Origin of the sequence: Actinomyces israelii, assembly GCF_030253495.1 — a bacterium.
Lineage (GTDB): Bacteria > Actinomycetota > Actinomycetes > Actinomycetales > Actinomycetaceae > Actinomyces > Actinomyces israelii.
The window spans coordinates 3061743-3085699 of record NZ_CP124548.1 but is presented as its reverse complement, the minus strand read 5'-3'; the positions used below and the strand labels follow the sequence as shown (position 1 = coordinate 3085699).

The following is a 23957-nucleotide window of genomic DNA, read 5'->3' as shown; positions in this document are numbered from 1 at the left end:
CGGACACCTTTGAGATCCGGCGTCCTGGCGCCGCGCTCTGGTTCGAGGTCGCTCTCACGGCTCCGCGCGCCCGCCCCTCCGTCGTTGACGACTGCACCCGCATCCGCCGTCCCGGCGTCCGCCGACCGGTTCCTCCCGTCCCAAGCGGCAAGGAAGCCGCATCGACTCAGCAACGGAGAAGAAGACATGATGCTCAACCGCCGTCACGCCCTCGGCTCCGCCCTTCTCGCCGCCGGCGCCCTCGGCGCCTGCGGCCGTCAGGGCGGTTCCTCGTCAGGGGGCGAGAACGCCCTCACCGTATGGGTCGGCGCCCTCGAGGACTCCCAGAAGAAGGACATGGACCGTCTCGTCGAGGCCTTCCAGGGCGCCAACGAGGGGGTCGCCGTCACCTACCAGACCCACTCCACCGATGAGCTCAAGGAGTCCATGCGGCAGGTGTCGGGCACCAAGGCCGGCCCCGACATCTACTGGTACTGGGAGGGCCCCGGCCTCGGCGGCTCCCTCGTCGAGGCCGGGATGAGCCTGGACCTGACCGAGTACTACGACAGGTACGGATGGAAGGACCGCTTCACCCCCGCCTCGCTGGCCGGCATCACCCAGTACGGCGGCTACCACGGCGTGCCCTGGACGCTGCAGGCCGAGGCCCTCTACTACAACAAGACCCTGTTCGAGCGGGCCGGCATCACCGCCGTGCCCGGCACCTACGACGGGCTCGTCGCCGCGTGCGACAGGCTCAAGGCGGCCGGCATCACCCCGATCGAGTTCGGCGGCACCGTCAACTGGCACGTCATGCGCCTGCTCGACTCGCTCATCGAGACCAGGTGCGGCGCCGACGTCGCCCGGGCGCTCGTCACCGACAAGAAGGGCTGGGACACCGAACCCGGTGTCACCGCGGCCTTCACCGACCTGAAGAAGTGGGCGGACAGCTACATCAACACCGGCTACATGTCCATGTCCAACGACGACTCGAACCTCCTGTTCTGGAACGGCCAGGCCGCCATGGCCCTTGAGGGCACCTGGTACGACGCCCAGTGCGCGGACAACGGCATGGATGTCAGCAGGGTCGGCATCTTCCCCTTCCCCACCGGCACCGGCCGCCTCTACGGCTTCGGCGAGGGCTTCTACGTCAACGCCAACACCGACAAGGCCGACCTCGCCGCCTCCTTCCTCGACTTCATCACCTCCGCCGACCAGATGCGGAGCGGCGGAGGAGCCTGGGCCGCCGTGAGCGTCAACAAGGACGTCGAGGTCTCCGACGCCAACCCGCTCGACGCCCTGTGGCCGCCGATCCTGAAGTCCTCCGAGAGGATGTACAACAACTACGACCAGGCCCTCAACCTCGACGAGACCACCGAGTACTGGCGCATCCAGAACGCCGTCCTCATCGGCGACATGCAGCCCTCCGAGGCCGGCCCCGCCATGCAGAAGTTCATCGACGCCAACGCCTGATCGGCACCGGTGGGGCGGGTCCTCCGCCCCGCCGGCTCAGCGAAAGGTCTTCTCATGACAGCAACAGCATCTCCGGCGCCCGCCGGGGCGCGCGCCGGAGGGCGGCACCGGGCGCTGCGCTCCCTTCCCTACCTCGCCCCCGCGCTGGTCCTGTACGGCGTCTTCCTGCTGTACCCGATGATCGACTCGGTGCGCCTGTCCCTCTTCTCCTGGTCCGGGTACACCTCCCAGGCCCAGAAGTTCGCCGGCCTGAAGAACTACCGGTACCTGCTCACCCGGGACACGGTCTTCTGGACGGCCCTGAGGAACTCCATGATCTGGGTGGTCCTCTCCGTCGCCATCCCCATGGTGCTCTCCCTCCTCATGGCGCTCGCGCTCAACCGGCGCATCTGGGGGCGCAACGTCTTCCGCTCGGTCTTCTACATCCCCAGCGTCTTCGCCTCCATCACCGTGGCGGCGGTCTGGCGGTGGATCTACAACCCGACCCTCGGGGTCGTCAACCAGGGGCTCGACGCCGTCGGCCTCCACGCCCTGGGCCACGAGTGGCTGGGCGACCCGAAGACGGCCCTCTACTCCATCTTCATCGCCTCAGTCTGGCAGGGCGTCGGCTTCAACATGGTGCTCTTCCTCGCCGGCCTCCAGGCGGTCCCCGCCGAGCTCGTCGATGCCGCCAGGGTCGACGGCGCGGGGCGATGGCAGGTCTTCCGCCATGTCACCTGGCCCGCGCTGCGCCCGACGACGATCGTCGTCGTCATCCTCACCATTATCAACTCGCTCAAGGTCTACGACCTCGTCGTCGGCATGACCGGGGGAGGGCCCGCCCAGTCGAGCCAGGTGCTCGCCCTGTGGTCCTATCAGCAGTCCTTCTCCAACCACAACTTCGGAGCCGGCGGCGCCGTCGCCACCGTGCTGCTCGTCCTGTCGCTGTGCCTGGTCGTCCCCTACCTGGCCTGGTCCCTGAAGGGAGACGACTGACATGTCCGCCGTTCCCGCCGGCGCCGCGCCATCGGGCGCGGGCGCCGCCTCCCGCCCGGGGCCCCGCCCTCGGCGCGACTGGGCCGCCGTCGGCCTGTGGGCCGCCCTGGCCGTCACGGCCCTGCTCTGGCTCGTGCCTTTCGCGGTGATGGCCCTGACCTCCTTCAAGAGCAAGGCGGACCTGGCCGGCGGCTTGACGCTCGGCCTGCCCGAAGAGTGGCTGTGGCAGAACTACATCGACGCCGCCAGGACCGGCGACCTGTGGATCACGGGCTCCAACAGCCTCCTCGTCGCCGTCATCAAGGTGCCCCTCGGGCTCTTCCTCGCCGCGCTCGCGGCCTACGCCCTGGCCCGCATCCGTATGCCGATGGCCAAGTGGGTCGTCGCCCTCTTCGCCGTCGGCTCCATGGTCCCGATCCAGATCGCCCTGGGACCCATGTTCCAGCTGCTTCTCAGGGCGGACATGCTGGACACCTATGCGGGCCTCATCCTGCCCTACCTCGCCTTCGGGGTGCCCTACCAGGTCTTCATGATGTACGGCTCCTTCCGGGCCGTCCCGGACGAGATCGAGGAGTCCGCCCGCCTCGACGGCGCCTCCACCTTCCGGATCTTCTGGCAGATCTGCTGCCCGCTGGTCAAACCGACTCTGGCGGCTCTTTTCGTCCTCGACTTCGTGGCCACCTGGAACGAGTACGCCATGGCCTCGACCATCCTCCAGTCGAGCACGATGGCCACCGTCCCGCTCGCCGTCCAGAGCTTCTCCGCCCAGCACGGCACCGACTACGGCCCGCTCAACGCCTTCATCGTCATGACGGCGATTCCGGTCCTCCTCGTCTACCTGCTGTTCCAGCGCTACTTCGTCTCCGGCGCCTTCACCGGAGCCGTCAAGGGCTGAGGGGCCGGGGGGGGGGGGCTCGGTGCACGGCGTGATTGCGAGCTCCGCCGGGTCCGGATCGGCGAGGCTCTTGACATGAGGAGCGCGTGGGAGCATGATTGTCAACAATCCATTCAGTAATGAATTGATATGCAAACAGGCGCGAGCCGTCGCGCCTGCACCGACTCAGAGCAGGGAGGCGCTCGTAGTGGGAACACGCGCAGCGCGCCGTGTGCGCCCTCAGGGCGGCATCACGGCCGTGGAAGTCTCGGCGATCGCCGTCGCCGCTGCGCGCTTCTTCGGCGAGACCGCCACGTCGCCCGAGAATGCCGAGGCCGCGTCATGACCACGCCCTACGTGCTCGCCCTCGACGAGGGCACCACCAACGCCAAGGCCCTCGCCGTCGCCGACGACGGCACGGTCCTCGCCGCCGGAAGCGCGCCCGTGCCCGTGTCCTACCCGCAACCCGGCTGGGTCGAGCAGGACGCCGAGGCCATCTGGCGCGCCCAGAGCGCGGCCATAGCGGCCTGCCTGGACAGGGTCGGGGGAGCGCCGGAGGGCATCACCATCTCCAACCAGCGCGAGTCGGTCGTGTGCTGGGACGCCCGCAGCGGGCGGGCCCTCGGCCCCGTGCTTGGCTGGCAGGACTCGCGCACGGCCGAGTTCTGCGACTGGCTGCGCTCGCCCGAGCGCGAGCTCTCCGTCGCCGCCACGACGGGCCTGAGCCTGGACCCCATGTTCTCCGCCCCCAAGATGCGCTACCTGCTCGACCGGGTCGGCGCCGCGATGCCCGACGACGCCCGGCACGCGCGCATCGGCACCATTGACGCCTGGCTCGTGGCCCGCCTGAGCGGCCAGGACTCCTACGTCATCGAGGCGGGCAACGCCTCGCGCACCCTTCTGATGGACCTCGCCACGCTCCAGTGGTCGGAGCAGATGTGCGCGCTCTTCGGCGTCCCGGCCGCGCGCCTGCCGCGGATCGTGGCCTCCAACGCCGACTTCGGCGCCACTGCGGGCCTGGACGCCCTGCCCGACGGCGTGCCGATCGTCGGGGTGCTGGGCGACTCCCACGCCGCGCTGTTCGGGCACGGCTGCCGCACCGCCTCGGAGGGCAAGGCGACCTACGGGACCGGCTCGTCGGTCATGGTGCCCTCCGGGGCCGACCGGTCCGTGCGCCCGGGCGTGTCCACCACGCTGGCGTGGCTGACCGAGGAGCCCGTGTACGGCCACGAGGGCAATATCGTCGCCTCCGGCACCGCCATGGACTGGACCGCCCGGCTCCTGGGCGTCGCCCCCGGGCGCGCGCTCGACGAGCTGGCGGCCACCGTCCCCGACTCCGCCGGCATCAGCCTCGTACCGGCCTTCACGGGCCTGGGCGCCCCCTGGTGGGACCGCCGGGCCGTCGGCCTGGTCGCGGGCCTGACCGCAGCCACCGAGCGGGGCCACCTCGCCCGCGCGGCCCTGGAGTCCGTCGCCCACCAGATCGCCGACGTCGTCGAGGCCCTCGGGGCCGGCGACCTGACCGTCCTGCACGCCGACGGCGGCGCCACCGCCTCCCGCCTGCTCATGCAGACCCAGGCGGACCTGCTGGGCCGCGACGTCGTCGTGTCGGCGAACGCGGAGGTCTCGGCCCTGGGGGCCGCCCTGATGGGCTTCACCCGTCTCGGCTGGGACCTGCCCGCGCCGGAGGGCGGGGCCGGACGACGCTACCGGCCCGCGCTCGACGAGCCCGCGCGCGCGGCGGCACGCTCCCGGTGGGGCCGGGCCCTGGCCCGGTCCCGTCTCGTCCCGCCCCGGTAAACGGCCCCAACCACCCGTCCACTTCCGCACACCCTCACCACCAATATGCACATGGAGATGACTCACTATGTCCGATGAACCCGTCTTCGGAGCCGGCCTGTGGAACTTCGCCACCTACGTGGACCGCTACGCGGTCGACGGCTACGGCGACCCCCGCTCCACCATCGAGCAGATCGAGCTGGCCGCCGAGGTCGGCGACATCAGCTACGTCGACCTCAACTACCCCTTCACCGGCGGGCTGACCACCACCGACGTCAAGGCCGCTCTGGAGCGCACCGGGCTGAAGGCCATCGGCGTCACCCCGGACATCTACCTGCGCGAGCACCAGATGGGCGCCTTCACCAACCCCGACCCCGCCAAGCGCGAGTCGGCCCGCGCCATCATGCAGGGCGCCGCCGACGCCGTGCGCGAGCTCGGAGCCCGCTACGTCAAGATCTGGCCCGGCCAGGACGGCTTCGACTACCCCTTCCAGGTCGACTACAAGGAGCTCAGCCGCCTCGCCGTCGAGGGCATGCGGGACCTGGCCAGGGCCAACCCGGACCTGAAGCTCGTCATCGAGTACAAGCCGCGCGAGCCCCGCACCCACATGTTCTGGTCCTCCGCGGCCAAGACCGTGCTCGGCATCCAGGCCATGGGCGTGGACAACGTCGGCGTCCTGCTCGACTTCGGCCACGCCCTGTTCGGCGGGGAGTCCCCGGCCGAGGCCGCCCAGCTCCTCATCGACCACGGCCTGCTGTGGGGCATGGACGTCAACGACAACTACCGCGGCTGGGACGACGACATGGTCGTGGGCACCGTCCACATGACCGAGGCCCTCGAGTTCTTCCACACCCTGCGCGTCAACGGCTGGGAGGGCGTGTGGCAGCTCGACCAGTTCCCCTTCCGCGAGGACGTCGTCGACAACGCCAGGACCTCCATCCGCTTCCTCAAGGCCCTGCACCGGGCCCTGGACCGCCTCGACGAGGAGGCCCTCGCCGAGGCGCAGAGGCGCCAGGACCCGCTGGCCGCCCAGCGCGTCGTCCAGGACGCCCTGCTCGGCTGCATGGCCTGAGACCCACAAGATACGGAGACACATTATGAGCTTCCACGTGGACCTTCCCGTCATCGGGCGCACGCCGCCCGGGGCCGGCAGGCAGGAGGTGATCGCCCACCTCAAGGAGGGGGCCCGCCTCATCCGCCGCAAGGACCTGTCCAATGTCGTCAACGCCGGCATGGGGCACATCGGCGGCGAGCTCTCGATCATCGACGTGCTGGCCACGCTCTATCTGCACGAGGCCAACATCACCGCGGACAACCTCGACGACCCGGACCGCGACCGCGTCATCCTGTCCAAGGGGCACGCCGCCAACGCCCTGTACACCACCTTCGCCGCGGCCGGCCTCATCCCCGTCGAGCAGCTCGACACCTTCGTCCAGCCCGGCTCCATGCTCAACGGCCACCCCGCCCGCACCAAGGTGCGCGGCGTCGAGGCCAACACCGGGCCGCTGGGGCACGGCCTGCCCATCGCCGTCGGCGACGCCCTGGCGGCCAAGATCGACGGCTCTCCCAGGCGCGTCTTCGTTCTGACCGGCGACGGCGAGCTCCAGGAGGGCTCCAACTGGGAGGCCCTCATGTTCGCCGCCCAGTTCAGGCTGGACAACCTGTGCGCGGTCGCCGACCGCAACCACCTCCAGCAGGGCGCCACCACCGAGGACACCAACGACCTCACCCCCCTGGACGACAAGGCCCGCGCCTTCGGGTGGGAGGTCGCCCACGTCGACGCCCACGACTACGGGGCGCTCCTGGACGCCTTCGCGCGCGTCCCGGCCGCCTCCGGGAGACCGACGTTCATTATCGCCCACTCCCACAAGGGCCACCCGATCTCCTTCATGTCCGACTCGGTCCCGTGGCACCACCGGCTGCCCACCGAGGAGGAGGCTACCCGCGCCCTGTCAGAGCTGGAGGCACTCAAGTGAGCACGCGCACCCCGACCCGAACCGCCCCGGAAACCCCCCTGCACGACTGCCGCAGGGCCTACGCGGCCACCCTGACCGACATCGCCCGGGCCGACGAGCGCCTCGTCATCGTCACCAACGACTCCATCGGCTCGTCCAACCTGGGCGGCTTCCACGAGGAGCTCCCAAGCCGCCTCATCAACGTCGGCATCGCCGAGCAGAACCAGGTCGGCGTGGCCGCGGGCCTGGAGAACGGCGGCAAGATCCCCGTCGTCTCCTGCGCCGGCTCCTTCCTGTCCGCCCGCGCCACCGAGCAGATCAAGATCGACGCCGCCTACTCCCACCGTCACATGCTGCTGTGCGCCCAGTCCCCGGGCCTGGCGTACGGCCCGCTCGGCTCCACCCACCACAGCGCGGAGGACGTGTCGATCATGCGCTCCATCCCGGAGATGACCGTCATCGTCCCCGCCGACCCGGCCGAGACCGCCGGCGCCGTCCGCTGGGCGTACTCCGAGCTCGACGGCCCCGCCTACATCCGCATCTCGCGTATGAAGGTCCCGGCCCTCCACGGCGAGGACTACGTCTTCACGCCCCGGGCCACCGTCCTGCGCGAGGGCGGCGAGGGCGGCGAGGGTGCAGACCTGACGATCATCGCCAACGGGGTCACGGTGCACCGGGCCGTCGATGCCGCCGACCGGCTCGCCGCCGAGGGCGTGCGCGCCAGGCTCCTGTCGGTCCCCGTGGTCAAGCCGCTCGACGAGGACGCCGTCCTCGCGGCCGCGCGCGAGACCGGCCGCATCATCACCGTCGAGGAGGGCACCGTCAAGGGCGGCCTCGGCGGCGCCGTCGCCGAGCTGGTGACGGAGCGGTGCCCGGTGCCGGTCAGGAGGATCGGGGTCCCCGACGAGTTCGCCCCCACCGGCTCCGAGGCCTGGCTCATGGACCACTGGGGCATCTCCGCCGACGGCATCATCGCCGCCGCCCGCGAGCTGATGGCCGTTCCGGCGGCGTAGCGCCAGGACGCCCGAGCAGCGGGAGACGGCGTCCCGGCGCCGCCCCCCGCTGCTCGGCCTCTGCGCGGCTCTCGGCGGCCTCCCCTTCCGCCGAGATCGGTTCACTTCCGCGCCGAGATCGGTCCGGACCGGGAGCGGCGCCGCGTCGATCAGCTGAAGACGCCGAACCAGTCGATCATCCGGTCCGAGAGCCCTCCGGCCACGGCCAGGGCCGCGCCGTCGACGTCGCCGTCGGCCACGCGCGGGGTGGGGGAGATGAGGAGCACCTTCCGCTCGCCGTCGTAGGCCGGCCAGGTCGGGATCGTCGCGTTGGCTGGGTCCCCGCTGCGCGCGAAGGCGGCCCACGTCGCCCTCAGGACCCGCGAGACCTCATGCGTCTCGGGCGTGCCGCCGTTGAGCCCGGCCGCGGCCTCGATGTTGCCGAAGGCCAGGGCGACATCGAGCTCGTGGGGGCTCATGAGCGCACCGTCCATGGCCGCTGTGCGCAGCAGGTTGCGGTAGCGCCATGTCGGCGCGTGGGCCCCCGTGGCGCGCGCCTCGGCGCCCGCACGTGTGGGCCCGGCGAAGATGCCGTCGGAGACGACCTGCACCGCCAGCTCGTAGGGGCCGATACCGGGGCGGTGCGCCTCGATCGCCCCCACGAGGCGATCGGCCGTGTCCTCCCCGACGGCGCGGGCCAGCCGGGCGACGACCCCCTCCCGGCCCAGGGCCTCCAGCGCCTCCCGCCGCCCGGACAGGAACAGCGCCGCCTCGGTGTCCATGTCGCCCATGATGAGCGGCTTGTCCCCGCTGAGGGCCACAGAGGCGGCGGAGAAGGGCTGGTGCGGCACCACCAGGCCGTCGACCACCGGGCCGAAGTCCGTCATGCCCGTCGCGACCGCCTTGTAGGCGCGCATGAGGTCTGCCAGCGCCAGCCCCGCCAGGGCCTCGGGGCCGGCGTCGTCGGCGAGCCCGGCCGCCGCGCGCAGGCGTCCCGCGGCGGCCAGCGCCTCGGCGGGGGCGAGGGCGCGCACCGCTGTGCCGGACTGGAGGATCGCGCGGTGGAAGAGCGGCTGGGCCGCGGGCATGGCCAGCAGCAGCGAGATCTTCATGGCCCCGCCGGACTGGCCGGCCAGCGTCACGCTGCCCGGGTCCCCGCCGAAGGCGGCAATATTGTCCCGGACCCACTCCAGCGCGGCCACAATGTCGAGCTGGCCGACGTTCCCGGAGACCGCGTAGGGGGAGCCCGGCTCGGCGGTAGGGTCGACCACCTGCATGTAGCCCAGGGCGTTCAGGCGGTGGTTGAAGGTCACGACGACCAGGTCGTGCTCGGCCGCCAGGCGGGCGCCGTCGATCGACGGCGAGGAGCCCGAGTTGTCCGAGTAGCCCCCGGAGTGGACCCACACGAGCACAGGCCGGGCCGGCGCCAGCCGGCCCGCATCGCGCGCCCGGGCCGCCGTGCCCGGCGTCCAGACGTTGACGAACAGGCAGTCCTCGGACTCCGGCAGGCTGTCGGTCAGTCCGATCATCTGCAGGAAGGGGTCGGCCGCCCGGTCGGTGCCGGTGTCGGGGTGGTCCTGGGGCGCGGTGGGGCCGAACTCGAAGGCGCCTGCGGGCTCGGTCCACGGCGCGGGCGGGCGCGGCGGGCAGAAGCGGTAGCCGGCCGTGTCCGCCCCGTAGCGGATGCCCTTGAAGGAGGCGACGCCGCCCGCAACCCGGCCGCGCACCGGCCCGTGGACAGTGGTCACGACAGCGGAGTTGTACATGGTCCCGGCCTCACTCCTCGAGCCAGTCGGCCAGGGCGGCGAAGGAGGCGAACATGTCGTCGAAGAGCAGGTTGTTGTCGATGCGCCGGTAGCGGCGCATGGGGCGCGTGTCCTGCGGGTAGCGGTAGGTACCGTCCTCGGCCAGCTGCGGCGTGGGCACGACGTCGTAGTAGGAGGAGGCGGCGTCGGGCTCGAAGGTGGTCTGCAGCGAGGACAGGAGCACCAGCGGCTGGTCCCCGAGCACGTAGGTGGCGCCGGGGTGCGCGCCCGTGCCCGCGACCATGGCGCGCACCCCGCCCAGCTGGGCCAGGAGGTAGCCCCCCAGCGCCCCGGCGGCCGCGCAGCCGCGGCGGATGACGGGCAGGGACACGGCCGCCGAGCGGTAGACGTCGCGGGGCATCTGCCAGATGCGGGCGTCGGTCTCGTTGAACACGTACATGGCGGAGGCGACGTCGAGCGCCATGTTGTACTCCAGGGTCGTGGCGCCCTCGGGCGCGTACGCGAGCCCCGCGTGCTCCGAGCCCCCGATCCAGATGAGCGTGAGGCGCTCGGCGATGGCCGGCTCGGACCTGAAGGCGCGGGCGACGTCGCCGAGCGACCCGCCCGCGACCAGGTACAGGGGGCGGTCGTCGTCGCGCATGGCCTCGGCGACGATGAAGCGCGAGGCGTCGGTGGGGCCGTCGTGGGCGTCGAAGCCGCGGTCATCGCCGTCGTACAGGTCGACGCCGGTGACACCCATCGCCGCGAGCAGGCCCTCGACCCGCTCGCGGCCGGCCCGGATCGAGGAGCCGGTGCGGTTCCAGGAGTCGTCCTCCCTCAGGCGGGAGACGACGACGCCGCGCACCTCCGTGCCCTCGACGAGCAGGTGGTGGGCGAGCTGGAAGAGGTCGTCGGGGTCGCCCGCGAAGTCGTTGTCGACGATGACCCGGGTGCGGGGGCGGACGCCCTCGAGGCGGTCCGCCTCGGGCAGCCAGGGCCGGCTCCCATGGGCCCAGGTCCTGGGGGCGGTGGGGACTGCGGATGCTGTCGGCGTTGTCGGTGTTGTCGGTGTTGTCGGTGTTGTCGGTGCGGCTGGTTCAGCGGTCATGCTGGGCTCCTCATTGTGCGGGTTGTGCGGGTTGTGCGGGTTGTGCGGGTTGCGCGGGTGGGGCGGCGATGCCGTGCGGGGCCGGTGCGACGGTGCGCCCCGCCCCGCACGGCGTGCGGTTACCTGACCTTCTTGACGGGGATGATTGCGACGGCGCTAATGGCGACGGCGATGATCGACATGATGAACAGCGAGCTGTAGCCGGCGGTGAGGGCGACGACCTGGCCGGCGGCGACCGGGGCGAGCATCTGGCCGATGTTGGAGGCGACGTTGGCCACGCCCAGGTCGCGGCCGGCGGCCTCCTTGTCGGGCAGCACGTCGATGAACAGGGCGACGTCCACGGCCATGTACATGCCGTAGGAGGCGGCCAGCAGGATGAAGAACACGTAGAAGGCCGGGAGCGTGGGCACAAGGATCGGGATGAGCATGATCGCCGCGATGAAGGCCGACGAGCCGATGACGAAGGGCTTGCGGCGCCCGACCCTGTCGGAGAGCCTGCCGGCGACGAGCATCATGAGCAGCTGGCCGGGCAGGGCCGCGGAGGACAGTCCCGCGTAGGTGGTGTTCGCCTCGGCCGCGGACAGGGCCGGCTGCATGTGGGACTGGAGGATGTAGACCACGTAGTTGGAGATGGCGGTGTAGCCGAAGAACATGAAGAAGCGCGCGACCCAGGTCCAGCGGAAGTCGTGGTCGCGCATGGGGACGGCGTAGCCCTTGAAGAAGCCGATCCAGTCGAAGGGGGCGACGTCCAGGTCCTTGGAGGAACGGTCCTTGGCGAGGGTGACGAACAGGAGGGCTCCGACGACCACGGCCAGGGCGAAGACGAAGTAGGTGTTCAGGCCCAGACGGTTCATGAGCAGCCCGGCCACCACGCTGCCGCCGGTGAAGCCGCCCATCATGCCCACGCCGGACAGTCCGGAGACCATGCCGACCCTGTTCTCGGGCACGCGGTCGGCCACGGTGGTCGACAGGGGGGCCTGCATGAAGTTGAGGGAGACCTGGCCCACGGTCCAGAAGACCGTGAGCAGGGCGATCGAGCTGGAGTAGCGCAGGCCCACCATGAAGGTGGCGCCGCCGATGGCGCCCGCCACGATCCAGAAGGCGCGCCGTCCGAGGGCCGAGCGCCAGCGGTCGGAGATGACCCCGACGATCGGCTGGGCGAAGAGCGTGAACAGTGAGCCGATCATCATCATGTATGAGATCGACTTGGCGCGCGCGGCGTCATAGGCGGCGAGCTTGTCGAGCAGGATCTGCTGGTCGGCGGTGGCGGTGGTCGTGCCGGCCTCGATCGACTGCTTGAGGTTGGTCAGCTCCTGGACCGCGTTGACGTCCTGGACGCTCGTGCCGGTGAAGTAGTGCTGGAACTCGATGGTCTGCACGGAGTTGGGCAGCAGGATGAAGGCCATGGCCGCGTAGCAGGAGTACAGGAAGACCGAGGCGATGATGAAGGAGATGAGGTACTGGTAGTAGGGGCGGCCGCCGAGGTACTTCGCGGACGTGCCGGGACGTGATGGCTCCTCGAGCAGGGGATCGGGCGCGGTGGTGGACGGGGTGGACATGGGACTCCTTTGACCGATGCCGGAGCGGGGCGGGAGGGCGACCGTCCGGATGATTATCTTTATTCAATAACGAATGAACTGTTCGTGTCAATGAAGCGAGCTGCGGTGGCCCTCGGTGCTCGCGGGGCCGTCGTGTCCGCGCCGTCGCCTGGATGAGCGGTGTCAGCAGGGTGTCCGGACGTCCAGTCCGCTGGTTCTCTCAGGCGGCTGGTGAGGCGAGCGCGCCAATCTCGACGGTGCCTCTCGGGGCGTGCCCCACCGCCGCCTCCTGGTCCTCGCCACCCCCTTCGTCGAGCCGGAGATCGACCGATCTCGACGAAAGCGGCGCGCCCCGTCGCCCGGGTCCGCAGACCCTTGGCCGAGCTCGGTTCGTCTCCGTGCCGGAGTCGGCCCGAAGAGTCCGCCGGGCGCCGCGATCCACCTGCGTTCGCCTCAGGGAGCGGGCCGGGCGGGGCGGGCTCCGGGGGCCGGGGACGGTCGCGGACAGCACCTGCTTTGTCCCGTGCCCAGCGGTGATGAAGCCGTGCTTGCGGAGGCGGCTCAGGGGAAGACCCTGGTCTGTTCGGACTGATCCGTGCGATCGGTGCCGATCCTGCGCTACGCCTCCCGGTCGCGGGTCTCGTAGAGGTTTCAGATGTGTGCAGGGACGCCGGTCGCGCTCTCCGGGCGGGTGCCGCGACGCAAAGGTTGACGTTCTGCGATGTGAACGTTCACAATAGGAGTATCCGCCCTGCTGCAAGGAGACCGCACATGACCGCTGCGCCCAGCCCCTTCGAGGGCAAGGAGATCTGGTTCCTCACCGGCTCCCAGGACCTCTACGGCGAGGAGGCTCTCGCCCGGGTCGCCGACCAGTCCCGGCAGGTCGCCGCCTGGCTCGACGACGCCGACGCCGTCCCCGTGCCGATCGTGTGGAAGCCGGTCCTCAAGGACCGCGACGCCATCCGGGCCGCCATGCTGGCCGCCAACGCCGACGACGCCTGCATCGGCGTCATCGCCTGGATGCACACCTTCTCCCCGGCCAAGATGTGGATCGCGGGCATCGACGCCCTGGACGAGCCGCTCCTCCAGCTCCACACCCAGTACTCCGAGCGGCTGCCGTGGTCCACCATCGACATGGACTACATGAACCTCAACCAGGCCGCCCACGGCGACCGCGAGTTCGGCTACCTCCTGACCCGCCTCGGCCGGCGGCGCAAGGTCGTCGTCGGCCACGCCGCCCACCCGGCCACCCGGAACAAGATCGGCACGTGGGCGCGCGCCGCCGCCGGCTGGGACGCCCTGCACCGCACCCGCCTGGTCCGCTTCGGCGACAACATGCGGGGCGTCGCCGTCACCGAGGGGGACAAGACCGAGGCCGAGCTGCGCCTGGGCGCCTCGGTCAACACCTGGGGCGTCAACGACCTGGTCGCCGTCGTCGACTCCGTCGAGGAGGCCCGCATCGACGCCCTGGTCGCGGAGTACCTCCAGGCCTACGACGTCGCCGACGAGCTGGCCCCCGGCGGGGAGCGCCACGACTCCCTGCGCTACGGCGCCCGCATCGAGGCCGGCATGCGCCGCTTCCTTCAGGCCCACGGCGCCACCGCCTTCACCACCACCTTCGAGGACCTCGGCGGGCTGCGCCAGCTGCCGGGCCTGGCCGTCCAGCGGCTCATGGCGGCCGGCTACGGCTTCGGCGCCGAGGGCGACTGGAAGACCGCCCTCCTCGTGCGCGCCGCCAAGGTCATGGGCCACGGGCTGGCCGGCGGCGCCTCCCTCATGGAGGACTACTGCTACGAGATGACCCCGGGCAGGGAGAAGATCCTGGGCGCCCACATGCTCGAGATCTGCCCGACCCTGACCACCGCCAGGCCGCGCCTGGAGATCCACCCCCTGGGCATCGGGGGCCGCGAGGACCCGGTCCGCCTGGTCTTCGACGCCGACCCCGGCCCCGCCGTCGTCGTGGCCATGTCCGATCTGCGCGAGCGCTTCCGCCTGACCGCCAACGTCGTCGAGATCGTCGGCCCCGACGAGCCGCTGCCCAACCTGCCCGTGGCCCGGGCCGTGTGGGAGCCCTCCCCGGACCTCGCCACCTCCGCCGAGTGCTGGATGCTGGCCGGCGCCGCCCACCACACCGTCATGGACACCGCCTCCGACCTGGAGGCCTGGGCCGACCTGGCCGAGATCGCCGGCCTGGAGCTGGCCGTCATCGACGGCGCCACCACCGCGCGCGCCTTCGCCCAGGCCCTGCGCCTCAACCAGGTCTACCACCGCCTGGCCCAGGGCGCCTGATCCGGGGCCGGCGGGCCGTCTTCCGAGGCGCCGTCTCCCGCGCCCTCAGGAGGTGACCGGCGTCCTGACGATCTCGCGGATCACCTTGGCGCTGATCTTGGGGCGGCGGTACGCGTCGGCCAGGCCGTTGGCCTCCTGCATGGTGTCGGTCAGCTGGGTGTAGCAGAAGCCGGCCAGGTGGGGGCTCGCCTGGAGCGCGCCGAAGGTCCGGCGCAGCCGCGCCTCGAAGTCCTCCGGCCCGTCGGCGGTCGTGTAGCCCCAGGTGGTCTCGTCCTCCTCATCCTCCCAGTCCTCGCTCGTGCCGGTTTCCTCGGCGCCCGCAGCGCTCCTGGCGCCCCCTGCGCCCGCACTGCTTGCAGCGGCCCTGCCGTTCGTAGCGCCCGCAGCGCCCTCGCCGCCGTCCGTCCGCTCGCCGTCGGGGAGGTAGCGGATGCCGCCGAACTCCGTGACCATCACCGGCGCCTCGCGGTCCACCGGGCCCTGCACCGTGATGCTCCGCCCGGCCGGGCCCAGGCCGGCCAGGAGCGCCTCCAGCCTGTCCTCCTCGGCGTAGCGCAGCGTCACCGCCAGGTCGTCGGCGTCGTAGTCGTGGATCGAGATGATGTCCGAGCAGGTGTGCTCCCAGCCGTCGTTGGAGACCACCGGGCGGGACGGGTCGATCGCGCGGGTCAGGTCGGCCAGCGCCCGGCTGAGGGCCCGCTGCTCGGGGCGGTGGGCGAGGTGCTGCACGCCCCAGCTCTCGTTGATCGGCACCCAGGTGACGATGCTCGGGTGGGAGCGGTCGCGGCGCACCGCCGCTCCCCACTCCGCCACCAGGCGGGTGATCGACTGCGTCGTGAACTCGTAGGACGCCGGCATCTCGCCCCACAGGAGCAGGCCCAGGCGGTCCGCCCAGTACAGGAGGCGCGGGTCCTCGATTTTCTGGTGGAGGCGCGCCGCATTGAAGCCGAGCCGCTTGATCAGGGCGACCTCGTCGCGGCGGGCCTGGTCGTCGGGCGCCGCCAGGTGCGAGTCCGGCCAGAAGCCCTGCTCAAGGACGGCGCGCACGTAGTAGGGGCGGCCGTTGAGCAGGAAGCGGCGGTGCCGGGTGCCCACCGAGCGCAGCCCCAGGTAGGAGGCGACGACGTCGGGCACCGAGCCCGGCGCGACCGTCGCGGCCCGCCCGCCGGTGAGCGGGGCCTTGGCGGGGGCGAGCATGACCTCGGCCCCGATGAGCCGGGGGTGCTCGGGCGACCACAGGAGCTTCTCGTAGTGCTGGCCGTGCACCTGCTCGCGCAGGTCGATGGTCAGCCCCGCCGTCGTCGTCTCCGGCAGCCTCGCCGTCGCCTCGGCCAGCAGGTGGCCCTCGATGGTCAGCCGGGCGGTGATCCGCGAGCCCGCCGGGACCGGGCGCGTCGTGGTCACCGCGAGCTCGACGGCGTCGCAGGCCCTGCTCGGCGTCCAGGCGAGCTCGGCGATCGCGGTGCGCGGCACCGCCTCCAGCCAGACGCTCTGCCAGATGCCTGTCGTGCGCGAGTACCAGATGTTGTGCGGCTCGGGCTGCCAGTCCTGCTTGCCGCGCGGCTGGCCGGCGTCCAGCGGCCGATCCTCGGCCCGCACGACGAGCAGGGCGTCCTCGCCGCCGTCGGGCAGGGCGCGCGTGATGTCGAGGGCGAAGGGCACGTGCCCGCCCTCGTGCTCGCCCACCAGCTGGCCGTCGATCCACACGCTCGCCCGGTAGTCCACCGCGCCGAAGTGCAGCAGCACCCGCTCGCCCTGCGCCGGCCGGCCCGCGCGGACCAGGTCGGCGGCGGCGAGCGTGCGCGAGTACCACACGACGGGGTGGTAGCCGGTGTCCCCGACTCCGGAGCGCTCGCTCTCGGGCGGGAAGGGCACGGCGATGGTGCGCTCGTTGACGCCGCAGGAGGGCCAGTCCCGCTCCAGGCCGGTCTCGTCGTCGTCGTAGGCGAAGCTCCACGGGCCGTCCAGGCTGCACCAGTGGGAGCGGCGCAGCTGGGGGAAGGGATGGCCCCCGGAGGGATCGGCGGACCGGTCCGTGGAGCTGGCGGTGTCGGCCATGGTGCGTCCTTTCGGTCGGATGACGGGTCGTGTCGGCGTGCTGGTCGGAGGCGGCCCTCAGGACCCTGAGGACCCTGAGGGCTCTGAAGGCGTGGGCGATGAGGAGCGGCGGACCGTGAGGGCCGGGGCGACCTCAATGGTGCGCGGCCGGGGGAGCGGGTCCGTCAGTCGCGCCCGGAAGTGGGCCATGGCCGCGGCCGCGGTGGCCTCGGCCGCGCAGGAGACGCTGGTCAGCGGCGGGGTCGCGAAGGCGGCGGTCTCCGTGTCCCCCCGGCCGATGACGACGACGTCCTCGGGCACCCGTGCCCCGCGCCGCAGCAGGGTGCTCAGCGCTCCCGAGGCGATGGCGTCATTGTGGCAGACGACGGCCTCCACGTCCGAGCCCTGGTGCAGGAGCCGCGTGACGGCCTCGACGCCGCCGCGCACGCCGTCGGGCTCGGCCAGCCGTATCACCGCCTGCGGCGGGACCTCCAGGCCCGCCCGCCGCAGGGACGCCTCGCAGGCCTCGGTCCACCGGTCCGCCGGGTCGGTGATGCCCAGGACGGCGGCGCGGCGCCGCCCCAGGCCGCTCAGGTGGCGTGCGACGAGATCGCCCTGCGCCCGCGGCGGGCAGGTGATCCGGGTCAGCCCCGCGGGGCCGTCGTCGGCGATGAGGACGACGGCGTCGTCGGCGTCCTCGTACGCTCGCGCGGCCGGGTCCGTACCGCGCGGGACCAGCACGAGGGCGTCGCACCGGCTGCGCCACGAGCCCTGGAGTAGGGCCAGCTCGGTGCTCCGCTCCGCCCGGGTCAGCTCGAGGACGACCGGGACCGGCTCGGCCGCCCGCATGAGCTCGGCCGCCAGGAGCGCGTAGGTGGGCTGCTGCAGGGTCGGTACGGCCAGCGCGATCGCCCCGTGCCTGCCCGAGCGCAGGGCCGCGGCCCGCGGGTTGACCCGGTACCCGAGCTCCCGCACCGCGGCCAGGACGCGCTCGCGGGTCGCCTGCGAGGCGCCGCCCGTCCCGCGCATGACGTTGGAGACCGTCTTGGCCGACACGCCCGCCAGGTCCGCGACCTGCCGCATCGTCACCTGGGCCGCCACGGCGCGTCACCTCCGATGGTGGAGTCGCGGGGCAGCAGGGCCACGCCCTCGACGAGGGTCCGCACCGGCGCGCCGGCGTCCTCGATCCGCGCGGCCAGCAGGTCCACCGCGTCGTCGGCGTAGGCGCTCAGGCGGGGGGAGACGGTCGTCAGGGAGGGGACGGAGTAGCGGGAGGCCTCCAGGTTGTCGAAGCCGGTGACGGCGACGTCGTCCGGCACGCGCACCCCGGCGCCCGCCAGGGCGCGCAGCGCGCCCAGCGCGAGGCCGTCGTTGAAGGCGATTAGGGCGTCGAAGGGGAGGCCCGAGGCCAGCAGGCGCTTGACGGCCGCCGCGCCGTCCGGACGTCGCCACTCCGCCGAGGCGATGAGAAGGCGCTCGTCGACGGCGACGCCCTGCCGCCCGGCGGCGGTGCGGAAGGCCGCGGCGCGGGCCCTGCCGGCGGCGTGGCTGCGGAGCGCCGGGTCGGGAACCCCGATGACGGCGATGCGCTCGCGGCCCAGGGCCGTCAGGTGCGCCAGCGCCAGGTCGATGCCGCGCTCGTTGTCCATGGTGACGCGGTCGGCCTCGGCGTGCTCGTTCTCGCCGAGGAGGACCAGCGGGCAGCGCTTCGCCTCCTGGGCGAGCGCCCGGGGGGACAGGCCCTGCCAGTACAGGATCACGCCGTCCAGGGCGGTGCTGCGCGCGAAGAAGTCCGCCTCGCCCTCGCCCCGCTCCCCGGTCACGCCCATGACGACGGCGAGGCCGCGCCGTCGCGCGCAGGCCGCGATCCGGTCCGCGATCTCGGCGAAGAAGGGCTGCCCGAGCTCGGGCACAGCCAGGCCGATGACGCCCGAGCGGCCGGTGCGCAGGGAGCGTGCCGCGGGGTCGGGGGAGTAGCCGGTCTCCTTCAGGGCGGCGGCGACGCGGGCCCGAGTCGCGGGTGACACGCCGGGCTCGTCGTTGACGACCCTGGAGACCGTCTTCGGCGACACGCCGGCGCGTGCTGCGACGTCGGTCAGCGTGCTGGTCATGTGACGAATCCTAACGGGGGGCATGCCGGAGGGCATATTCAACGATGTCTTATGGACGGGATTCTCACTTACGCCTGCAATGGCGGCAATGTATTGTATATGACCAGGACTTCAGGTGTTGACAACGATGAATCAGATGGGTGAGCATTGCTCCTGACGGAACGGCCGCCACCCACAGGAGGACCCCATGACGCCTTCGCGCAAGGCCCGCATCTCCATTGATCCCGACCGCCCCATCGGCCGGATCCACCCCCGCGTGTACGGCTCCTTCGTGGAGCACATGGGTCGCTGCGTCTATACGGGCATCTACGAGCCCGACCACCCGAGCGCGGACGAGGCCGGCCTGCGCCGCGACGTCATGGAGCTGGTCAGGGAGCTCGGCGTGACCACTGTGCGCTACCCCGGCGGGAACTTCGTGTCCAGCTACCGGTGGGAGGACGGCGTCGGCCCCGCGGTCGAGCGGCCGCGCCGTCTCGATCTCGCCTGGCACACCACCGAGACCAACGCCTTCGGCACCGACCAGTTCATGGACTGGTGCGCCAAGACCGGCATCGAGCCCATGCTGGCCGTCAACCTCGGCACCCGCGGCGAGAGCGAGGCGGTGGACCTGCTGGACTACGTCAACGGCCGCGCCGACACCGCCTGCGCCAACCTGCGCCGCGCCAACGGACGCGCCGAGCCCTACGACGTGCGCATGTGGTGCCTGGGCAACGAGATGGACGGTCCCTGGCAGGTCGGGCACAAGAACGCCGAGGACTACGCCCACCTCGCCCTGTCGACGGCCCGCGCCATGCGCATGGTCAACCAGGGGCTCGAGCTGGTCGCCTGCGGGTCCTCCGCCTGGGAGATGCCGACCTTCGGGGACTGGGAGCGCACCGTCCTCGACCTGGCCTACGACGAGGTCGACTACATCAGCCTCCACCGCTACGTCGACCCCGACGCCCAGGACCGCGCCAGCTTCCTGGCCGCCGGCGTGGACCTCGACCGCTTCATCGACGGGGTCATCGCCACCGCCGACGCCGTCGGCGCCAAGCACCGCTCCGCCAAGAGGATCAAGATCAGCGTCGATGAGTGGAACGTGTGGCGCCTGTCGGCCTGGAACGCCGTCGAGCACGGCTTCGCGCCCGACGACTGGCCCGAGGCCGCACCGCGCATCGAGGACGTCTACACCGGAGCCGACGCCCTCGTCGTCGGCGGGCTGCTCATCTGCCTGCTGCGGCACGCCGACCGGGTCAGGGCCGCGAGCCTGGCCCAGCTGGTCAACGTCATCGGGCCCATTATGACCGAGCCCGCCGCGCACGGCGGGAGGGCCTGGCGCCAGACCATCTTCCACCCCTTCGCCATCGCCTCGCGCATCGCCCGCGGCACCGCCTACGACGCCGTCGTCGCCAGCCCCCCCACCCGTACCGAGCGCTACGGCGAGGTCGACCAGCTCGACGCCGTCGCCACCTGGGACGCCGACGGCGCGGGCGCCGGCCGCGGCTGCCTGCTCGCCCTGAACCGGTCCCTGACCGAGCCCGTGGAGGTGAGCGCCGCTCTCGGGGGCCTGGGGGCGAGCCGGGTCGTCGCGGCGCAGATCCTCGCTCCGGACGACCTCGACGCCGTCAACACCGCGGACGCGCCCGACGTCGTCGTCCCGGTGGCGCACCCGGTCGAGCTAGCCGGCTCCACGCTCACCACCGTCCTGCCGCCGGCCGGCTGGCTCGCGGTCGAGCTCGCCTGACCCGCTTCGCGGCCGGGCGCCCTCCCCATTGGTGCAGATCGTTGACAAGGAGGTCAGTGATGAAACGAAGGAAGTGGGCACTGCCGCCGTCAGGAGGGCTGCCCGACGGTCCCAGCAGGCGCAGTCTGCTGGCCGGGGCGCTCCTGGGGGGCGCCTCGCTCGCCTGCGCCCCGCTTCTGGGCGGCTGCTCCCCGGCGTCGGCCGGCGGCCGGACCCGGATCCAGCTGTGGCACCTGTTCACCGGCGGCGACGGCGGCGTCTTCCAGTCGATGATGGACGCCGTCGGCCGGCAGAGCCCCGACATCGAGATCGACCCCGTCGTCCTGACCTGGGGCGGGCCCTACTACACCAAGCTCGCCATGTCCTCGGTCGGCGGGCGCTCACCCGACCTGGCCGTCATGCACGCCACCCGGGTCGTCGGCTACGCCCCCGGCGGGCTGCTCGACACCTGGGACACCGACCGCCTGGCGGACCACGGCGTCACCCGGGACATGTTCCCCGACCTGCTGTGGGACAAGTGCCTGGTCGACGGCCGCCTCATGGCCATCCCGCTGGACTTCCACGCATTCCTGCTGTTCTACAACACCGACCTGTGCGGCAGGGCGGGCCTGCTCGACGCCAGGGGCAGGCTGACCGGCCTGGGCTCGCCCGAGGCCTTTCTGGACGCGGGGCGCGCTCTGGCCGGGGTCACCGGCGGCCAGGGCATGTCCTACGGCTACACCGGCGACGGGGCGCAGGTCTGCCGCATGTTCTGGGGCCTGTACGCCCAGACGGGGGCCACCTGCACGCTCACCCCGGGGCAGCCGGCGCAGATCGACCGCGACGCCGCCATCGGGGTCGCGCAGCTGGTGAAGGACATGCTCGACGGCGAGATCGCCGCGCCCGACCTGGACTACGGGGGCGCCGTCGCCTCCTTCTCCACCGGGCGCACAGGCATCACCTTCATGGGCAACTGGGAGCTGCAGTCCTTCCTCAAGGCGGGCGTCCCCTTCGACGCCATGCCCGTGCCCGCCGTCTTCGGCACCCCGGCCTCCTTCGGCGACTGCCACGTCTTCGTGCTCCCCCACCAGGCGAGCGTCGATGAGGACAGGCGCGAGGCCGCCTACGAGGTCGTCGCCGGCATGCTGAACGGCTCCCTGGAGTGGGCCGACGGCGGTCACACCCCGGCCAACCTCAGGATCACCGAGTCCGCCGCCTACCGGGCCCTGGAGCCGCAGTCGCACTACGCCGAGGTCATGGACCAGGCCGTCTTCGAGCCCGCCGCCTGGTTCACCGGCTCCGGCTCGGACTTCCAGTCCCGGGTCTCGGAGGTCATGCAGGCGTGCTGGCTGTCCGGCTCGATCACGCCCGAGCAGGCCGTGGACGGCCTCATCGACCGCCTCAACCACGCCCTGGCCCAGAACCCGCCCGCCTGACAGAGAGGAACCCACTCATGGCAACCAGTGTCTCCGCTCGGCTCGAGCGCGACGCCGCCTCCGCGCGGACGGTCAGGCGCCTCGGCTCGGGCCTGCCCTTCCTCGCGCCCTTCATCCTGGTGGCCCTCATCTTCCTCGTCATCCCCGTCGCCTACGGGCTGTGGCTGTCCTTCACCGAGCAGTCGCTCATGGGCAACGGCGGCTGGATCGGCCTGGGCAACTACGCCGAGGCCATGGGCGACGCCACCATGTGGACCACCCTGTGGCACACGATCCTGTTCACCGTGATGAGCACGATCCCGCTGGTGCTCCTGGCCCTGGTCATGGCGCTGCTGGTCTACATCGGCATCCCCGGGCAGTGGTTCTGGCGCCTGGCCTTCTTCGCCCCCTACCTGCTGCCCGTCGCCGTCGTCGTCCAGGTCTGGACCTGGTTGTTCAACTCCGACGTCGGCTTCGTCAACTACTGGCTCCAGCAGCTCGGGCTGGACGCGGTCGGGTGGCTCACCGACGTCGATGTCGCCATGTGGTCCATCGTCATCCTCACCGTGTGGTGGACGGTCGGATTCAACTTCCTGCTCTACCTGTCGAGCCTGCAGGCGATTCCCGACCTCCTCTACGAGGCCGCCGAGGTCGACGGCGCCGGCTTCTGGCGCAAGCTGTGGTCGGTGACCCTGCCCCAGCTGCGCGGCACCACGGTGCTGGTGGTCACCCTCCAGGTCATCGCCTCCCTGAAGATCTTCGACCAGATGTTCATCGCCTTCTCCGGAGGCTCCGGCCCCGAGGGCTCGACCCGGCCGATCCTCCAGTACATCTACGACACCGGATTCACGAACTACCGGATGGGCTACGCCTCGGCGATGTCCTACATCTTCTTCGCCGTCATCATCCTCGTCACGGTGGCCCCGCGACTTATCGCCCGCACCCGGAAGGACACGTCCAATGAGCGCTGACATCCTTCTCCAGCTCCGCAGCCATCGCACCCGCTCGCGGGCCGAGCGCCGGGCGGAGACCAGGCGCACCCGCGGCCTTCTGCTGGGCCGCAGCCGGGCGGCGCGCGCGGTCGCCTTCGCGATCCTCGCGCTGCTCGCCCTCGGCTGGCTGCTTCCGCTGGCCTGGGCGGTGGACACCTCGTTCAAGACCGAGGTGCAGGCGCAGTCCCTTCCGCTGAGGTGGCTGCCCGACGGCGGCTTCACCCTGGAGAACTATCGGATCGTCTTCTCCCGCGGCGAGGTCTTCACCTGGATGTGGAACACGCTCCTGGTGGCCTGCCTGGTCACGGCGCTGACCGTCGTCATCTGCGCGCTGGCCGGCTACGCCTTCTCCCGCACGGTCTTCAAGGGGCGCAGGCTCCTGTTCGCCGCCACCATCGCCCTCATCATGGTGCCCGGCCAGATCCTCATTGTCCCGCTGTTCAAGGAGATGGTCCTTCTGCGGGCCGTCGACACCTTCGCCGGCATCATCCTGCCCCAGACCATCGCGCCGATGATGGTCTACATCTTCAAGCAGTACTTCGACCAGGTGCCCCAGGAGATCGAGGACGCGGCGCGCGTGGACGGCGCCGGAAACTGGAGGCTGTTCTGGAACGTCATCCTGCCGACCTCCCGGCCCATCGTCACCGCGGTGGCGATCTTCGTGTTCATCGGCGCGTGGAACAACTTCATGTGGCCCTTCATCATCACCAACAATCCCGACCTGATGACCCTGCCGGTCGGGCTGTCCACGGTGAAGAACGCCTACGGGGTCATCTACGCCCAGACCATGGCCGCGGCCGTGATCGCCGCCCTGCCCCTGACGATCCTGTTCATGCTCTTCCAGCGCCAGATCATCAAGGCCGTCGCCACGACGGGTCTGGGAGGCCAGTGAGCCGGCGGGGCCGCCGGCCCTCGCCCGGCCCTCGCCCGGCCCGCGCGGTCGCAGGTCCGCTCCACGCTGTCGGACCCGGTCGCGGTCGGGCCCCGAGGTCGCAG

Annotated in this window: 19 protein-coding genes; 13 read left to right on the top strand and 6 right to left on the bottom strand. The window is 71.6% G+C overall.

Annotation, left to right across the window (positions count from 1 at the left end):
- Positions 1-186: 186 nt before the first annotated feature.
- The 8 genes from AIF0345_RS12950 (at position 187) to AIF0345_RS12915 (ending at position 8045) form a co-directional block, all read left to right on the top strand.
- Positions 187-1449, top strand: coding sequence for an ABC transporter substrate-binding protein (locus AIF0345_RS12950; RefSeq protein ID WP_285296374.1), 1263 nt, complete (start codon positions 187-189; stop codon positions 1447-1449).
- A 54-nt stretch (positions 1450-1503) separates the two neighbouring features.
- Positions 1504-2424: a carbohydrate ABC transporter permease gene (locus tag AIF0345_RS12945; protein WP_285296373.1), complete on the top strand. Its 921-nt coding sequence runs from the start codon at positions 1504-1506 to the stop codon at positions 2422-2424.
- 1 nt (position 2425) lies between these two features.
- Positions 2426-3319: a carbohydrate ABC transporter permease gene (locus AIF0345_RS12940; RefSeq protein WP_285296372.1), complete on the top strand. Its 894-nt coding sequence runs from the start codon at positions 2426-2428 to the stop codon at positions 3317-3319.
- Positions 3320-3413: 94 nt separating this feature from the next.
- A complete protein-coding gene (locus AIF0345_RS12935; protein ID WP_285296371.1) occupies positions 3414-3644 on the top strand; it encodes a hypothetical protein in 231 nt (76 codons plus the stop codon).
- Positions 3641-5098 (top strand): FGGY-family carbohydrate kinase, encoded by a 1458-nt coding sequence (locus AIF0345_RS12930; RefSeq protein ID WP_285296370.1) that lies wholly within the window; start codon positions 3641-3643, stop codon positions 5096-5098. The genes AIF0345_RS12935 and AIF0345_RS12930 overlap by 4 nt, the downstream gene beginning before the upstream one ends.
- Positions 5099-5165: 67 nt before the next feature.
- Positions 5166-6149 carry a sugar phosphate isomerase/epimerase family protein gene (locus AIF0345_RS12925; protein ID WP_285296369.1) on the top strand — a complete coding sequence of 328 codons (984 nt, stop codon included), beginning with the start codon at positions 5166-5168 and terminating at the stop codon, positions 6147-6149.
- A gap of 25 nt (positions 6150-6174) precedes the next feature.
- The gene (locus AIF0345_RS12920) at positions 6175-7053 is read left to right on the top strand and encodes a transketolase (RefSeq protein WP_285296368.1); all 879 of its coding nucleotides are present in this window, start codon (positions 6175-6177) and stop codon (positions 7051-7053) included.
- The gene (locus tag AIF0345_RS12915) at positions 7050-8045 is read left to right on the top strand and encodes a transketolase family protein (RefSeq protein WP_285296367.1); all 996 of its coding nucleotides are present in this window, start codon (positions 7050-7052) and stop codon (positions 8043-8045) included. Before AIF0345_RS12920 ends, AIF0345_RS12915 begins: the two co-directional genes overlap by 4 nt.
- 149 nt (positions 8046-8194) lie before the next feature.
- Here AIF0345_RS12915 and AIF0345_RS12910 read toward each other — a convergent pair whose 3' ends face one another.
- The 3 genes from AIF0345_RS12910 to AIF0345_RS12900 form a co-directional block, all read right to left on the bottom strand.
- Positions 8195-9790 carry a carboxylesterase/lipase family protein gene (locus AIF0345_RS12910; RefSeq protein WP_285296366.1) on the bottom strand — a complete coding sequence of 532 codons (1596 nt, stop codon included), beginning with the start codon at positions 9788-9790 and terminating at the stop codon, positions 8195-8197.
- A 10-nt stretch (positions 9791-9800) separates the two neighbouring features.
- On the bottom strand, positions 9801-10877 hold the full coding sequence (locus AIF0345_RS12905; RefSeq protein ID WP_285296365.1) for a nucleoside hydrolase: 1077 nt from the start codon (positions 10875-10877) through the stop codon (positions 9801-9803).
- 119 nt (positions 10878-10996) lie between these two features.
- A complete protein-coding gene (locus AIF0345_RS12900) occupies positions 10997-12436 on the bottom strand; it encodes an MFS transporter (protein WP_285296364.1) in 1440 nt (479 codons plus the stop codon).
- A 750-nt stretch (positions 12437-13186) separates the two neighbouring features.
- Between AIF0345_RS12900 and araA the strand changes: the two genes are divergently transcribed.
- A complete protein-coding gene (araA, locus tag AIF0345_RS12895) occupies positions 13187-14704 on the top strand; it encodes an L-arabinose isomerase (RefSeq protein ID WP_285296363.1) in 1518 nt (505 codons plus the stop codon).
- Between the two features lie 45 nt (positions 14705-14749).
- Here araA and AIF0345_RS12890 read toward each other — a convergent pair whose 3' ends face one another.
- Genes AIF0345_RS12890 through AIF0345_RS12880 form a run of 3 tightly spaced genes read right to left on the bottom strand, consistent with a single transcriptional unit; the run spans position 14750 to position 18852 of the window.
- On the bottom strand, positions 14750-16762 hold the full coding sequence (locus AIF0345_RS12890) for a glycoside hydrolase family 2 protein (RefSeq protein WP_285296362.1): 2013 nt from the start codon (positions 16760-16762) through the stop codon (positions 14750-14752).
- Between the two features lie 57 nt (positions 16763-16819).
- The gene (locus AIF0345_RS12885) at positions 16820-17842 is read right to left on the bottom strand and encodes a LacI family DNA-binding transcriptional regulator (RefSeq protein WP_052374492.1); all 1023 of its coding nucleotides are present in this window, start codon (positions 17840-17842) and stop codon (positions 16820-16822) included.
- Complete coding sequence (locus AIF0345_RS12880) at positions 17827-18852, bottom strand: LacI family DNA-binding transcriptional regulator (protein ID WP_285296361.1); 1026 nt, start codon at positions 18850-18852, stop codon at positions 17827-17829. Before AIF0345_RS12880 ends, AIF0345_RS12885 begins: the two co-directional genes overlap by 16 nt.
- Positions 18853-19039: 187 nt before the next feature.
- On the opposite strand from AIF0345_RS12880, the gene arfA reads away from it, so the two are divergent.
- The 4 genes from arfA to AIF0345_RS12860 are packed head-to-tail and all read left to right on the top strand — an operon-like array spanning position 19040 to position 23853.
- Positions 19040-20575 (top strand): arabinosylfuranosidase ArfA, encoded by a 1536-nt coding sequence (gene arfA, locus AIF0345_RS12875; RefSeq protein WP_285296360.1) that lies wholly within the window; start codon positions 19040-19042, stop codon positions 20573-20575.
- A 59-nt stretch (positions 20576-20634) separates the two neighbouring features.
- Entirely contained in the window at positions 20635-21990 is a 1356-nt protein-coding gene (locus AIF0345_RS12870) for an extracellular solute-binding protein (protein ID WP_285296359.1), read from the top strand.
- A gap of 17 nt (positions 21991-22007) precedes the next feature.
- Positions 22008-22940 (top strand): carbohydrate ABC transporter permease, encoded by a 933-nt coding sequence (locus AIF0345_RS12865; protein ID WP_084682296.1) that lies wholly within the window; start codon positions 22008-22010, stop codon positions 22938-22940.
- Entirely contained in the window at positions 22930-23853 is a 924-nt protein-coding gene (locus AIF0345_RS12860; protein ID WP_052374491.1) for a carbohydrate ABC transporter permease, read from the top strand. The genes AIF0345_RS12865 and AIF0345_RS12860 overlap by 11 nt, the downstream gene beginning before the upstream one ends.
- Positions 23854-23957: the final 104 nt, after the last annotated feature.

Bases quoted from the DNA above. Each gene is read 5' to 3' on its own strand.
- AIF0345_RS12920 (WP_285296368.1), top strand. From the start codon at position 6,175: ATGAGCTTCCACGTGGACCTTCCCGTCATCGGGCGCACGCCGCCCGGG.
- AIF0345_RS12905 (WP_285296365.1), bottom strand. From the start codon at position 10,877: ATGACCGCTGAACCAGCCGCACCGACAACACCGACAACACCGACAACA.
- AIF0345_RS12865 (WP_084682296.1), top strand. From the start codon at position 22,008: ATGGCAACCAGTGTCTCCGCTCGGCTCGAGCGCGACGCCGCCTCCGCG.
- AIF0345_RS12900 (WP_285296364.1), bottom strand. From the start codon at position 12,436: ATGTCCACCCCGTCCACCACCGCGCCCGATCCCCTGCTCGAGGAGCCA.
- AIF0345_RS12940 (WP_285296372.1), top strand. From the start codon at position 2,426: ATGTCCGCCGTTCCCGCCGGCGCCGCGCCATCGGGCGCGGGCGCCGCC.
- AIF0345_RS12945 (WP_285296373.1), top strand. From the start codon at position 1,504: ATGACAGCAACAGCATCTCCGGCGCCCGCCGGGGCGCGCGCCGGAGGG.
- AIF0345_RS12910 (WP_285296366.1), bottom strand. From the start codon at position 9,790: ATGTACAACTCCGCTGTCGTGACCACTGTCCACGGGCCGGTGCGCGGC.
- AIF0345_RS12935 (WP_285296371.1), top strand. From the start codon at position 3,414: ATGATTGTCAACAATCCATTCAGTAATGAATTGATATGCAAACAGGCG.
- arfA (WP_285296360.1), top strand. From the start codon at position 19,040: ATGACGCCTTCGCGCAAGGCCCGCATCTCCATTGATCCCGACCGCCCC.
- AIF0345_RS12890 (WP_285296362.1), bottom strand. From the start codon at position 16,762: ATGGCCGACACCGCCAGCTCCACGGACCGGTCCGCCGATCCCTCCGGG.
- AIF0345_RS12930 (WP_285296370.1), top strand. From the start codon at position 3,641: ATGACCACGCCCTACGTGCTCGCCCTCGACGAGGGCACCACCAACGCC.
- araA (WP_285296363.1), top strand. From the start codon at position 13,187: ATGACCGCTGCGCCCAGCCCCTTCGAGGGCAAGGAGATCTGGTTCCTC.
- AIF0345_RS12925 (WP_285296369.1), top strand. From the start codon at position 5,166: ATGTCCGATGAACCCGTCTTCGGAGCCGGCCTGTGGAACTTCGCCACC.
- AIF0345_RS12870 (WP_285296359.1), top strand. From the start codon at position 20,635: ATGAAACGAAGGAAGTGGGCACTGCCGCCGTCAGGAGGGCTGCCCGAC.
- AIF0345_RS12880 (WP_285296361.1), bottom strand. From the start codon at position 18,852: ATGACCAGCACGCTGACCGACGTCGCAGCACGCGCCGGCGTGTCGCCG.
- AIF0345_RS12860 (WP_052374491.1), top strand. From the start codon at position 22,930: ATGAGCGCTGACATCCTTCTCCAGCTCCGCAGCCATCGCACCCGCTCG.
- AIF0345_RS12950 (WP_285296374.1), top strand. From the start codon at position 187: ATGATGCTCAACCGCCGTCACGCCCTCGGCTCCGCCCTTCTCGCCGCC.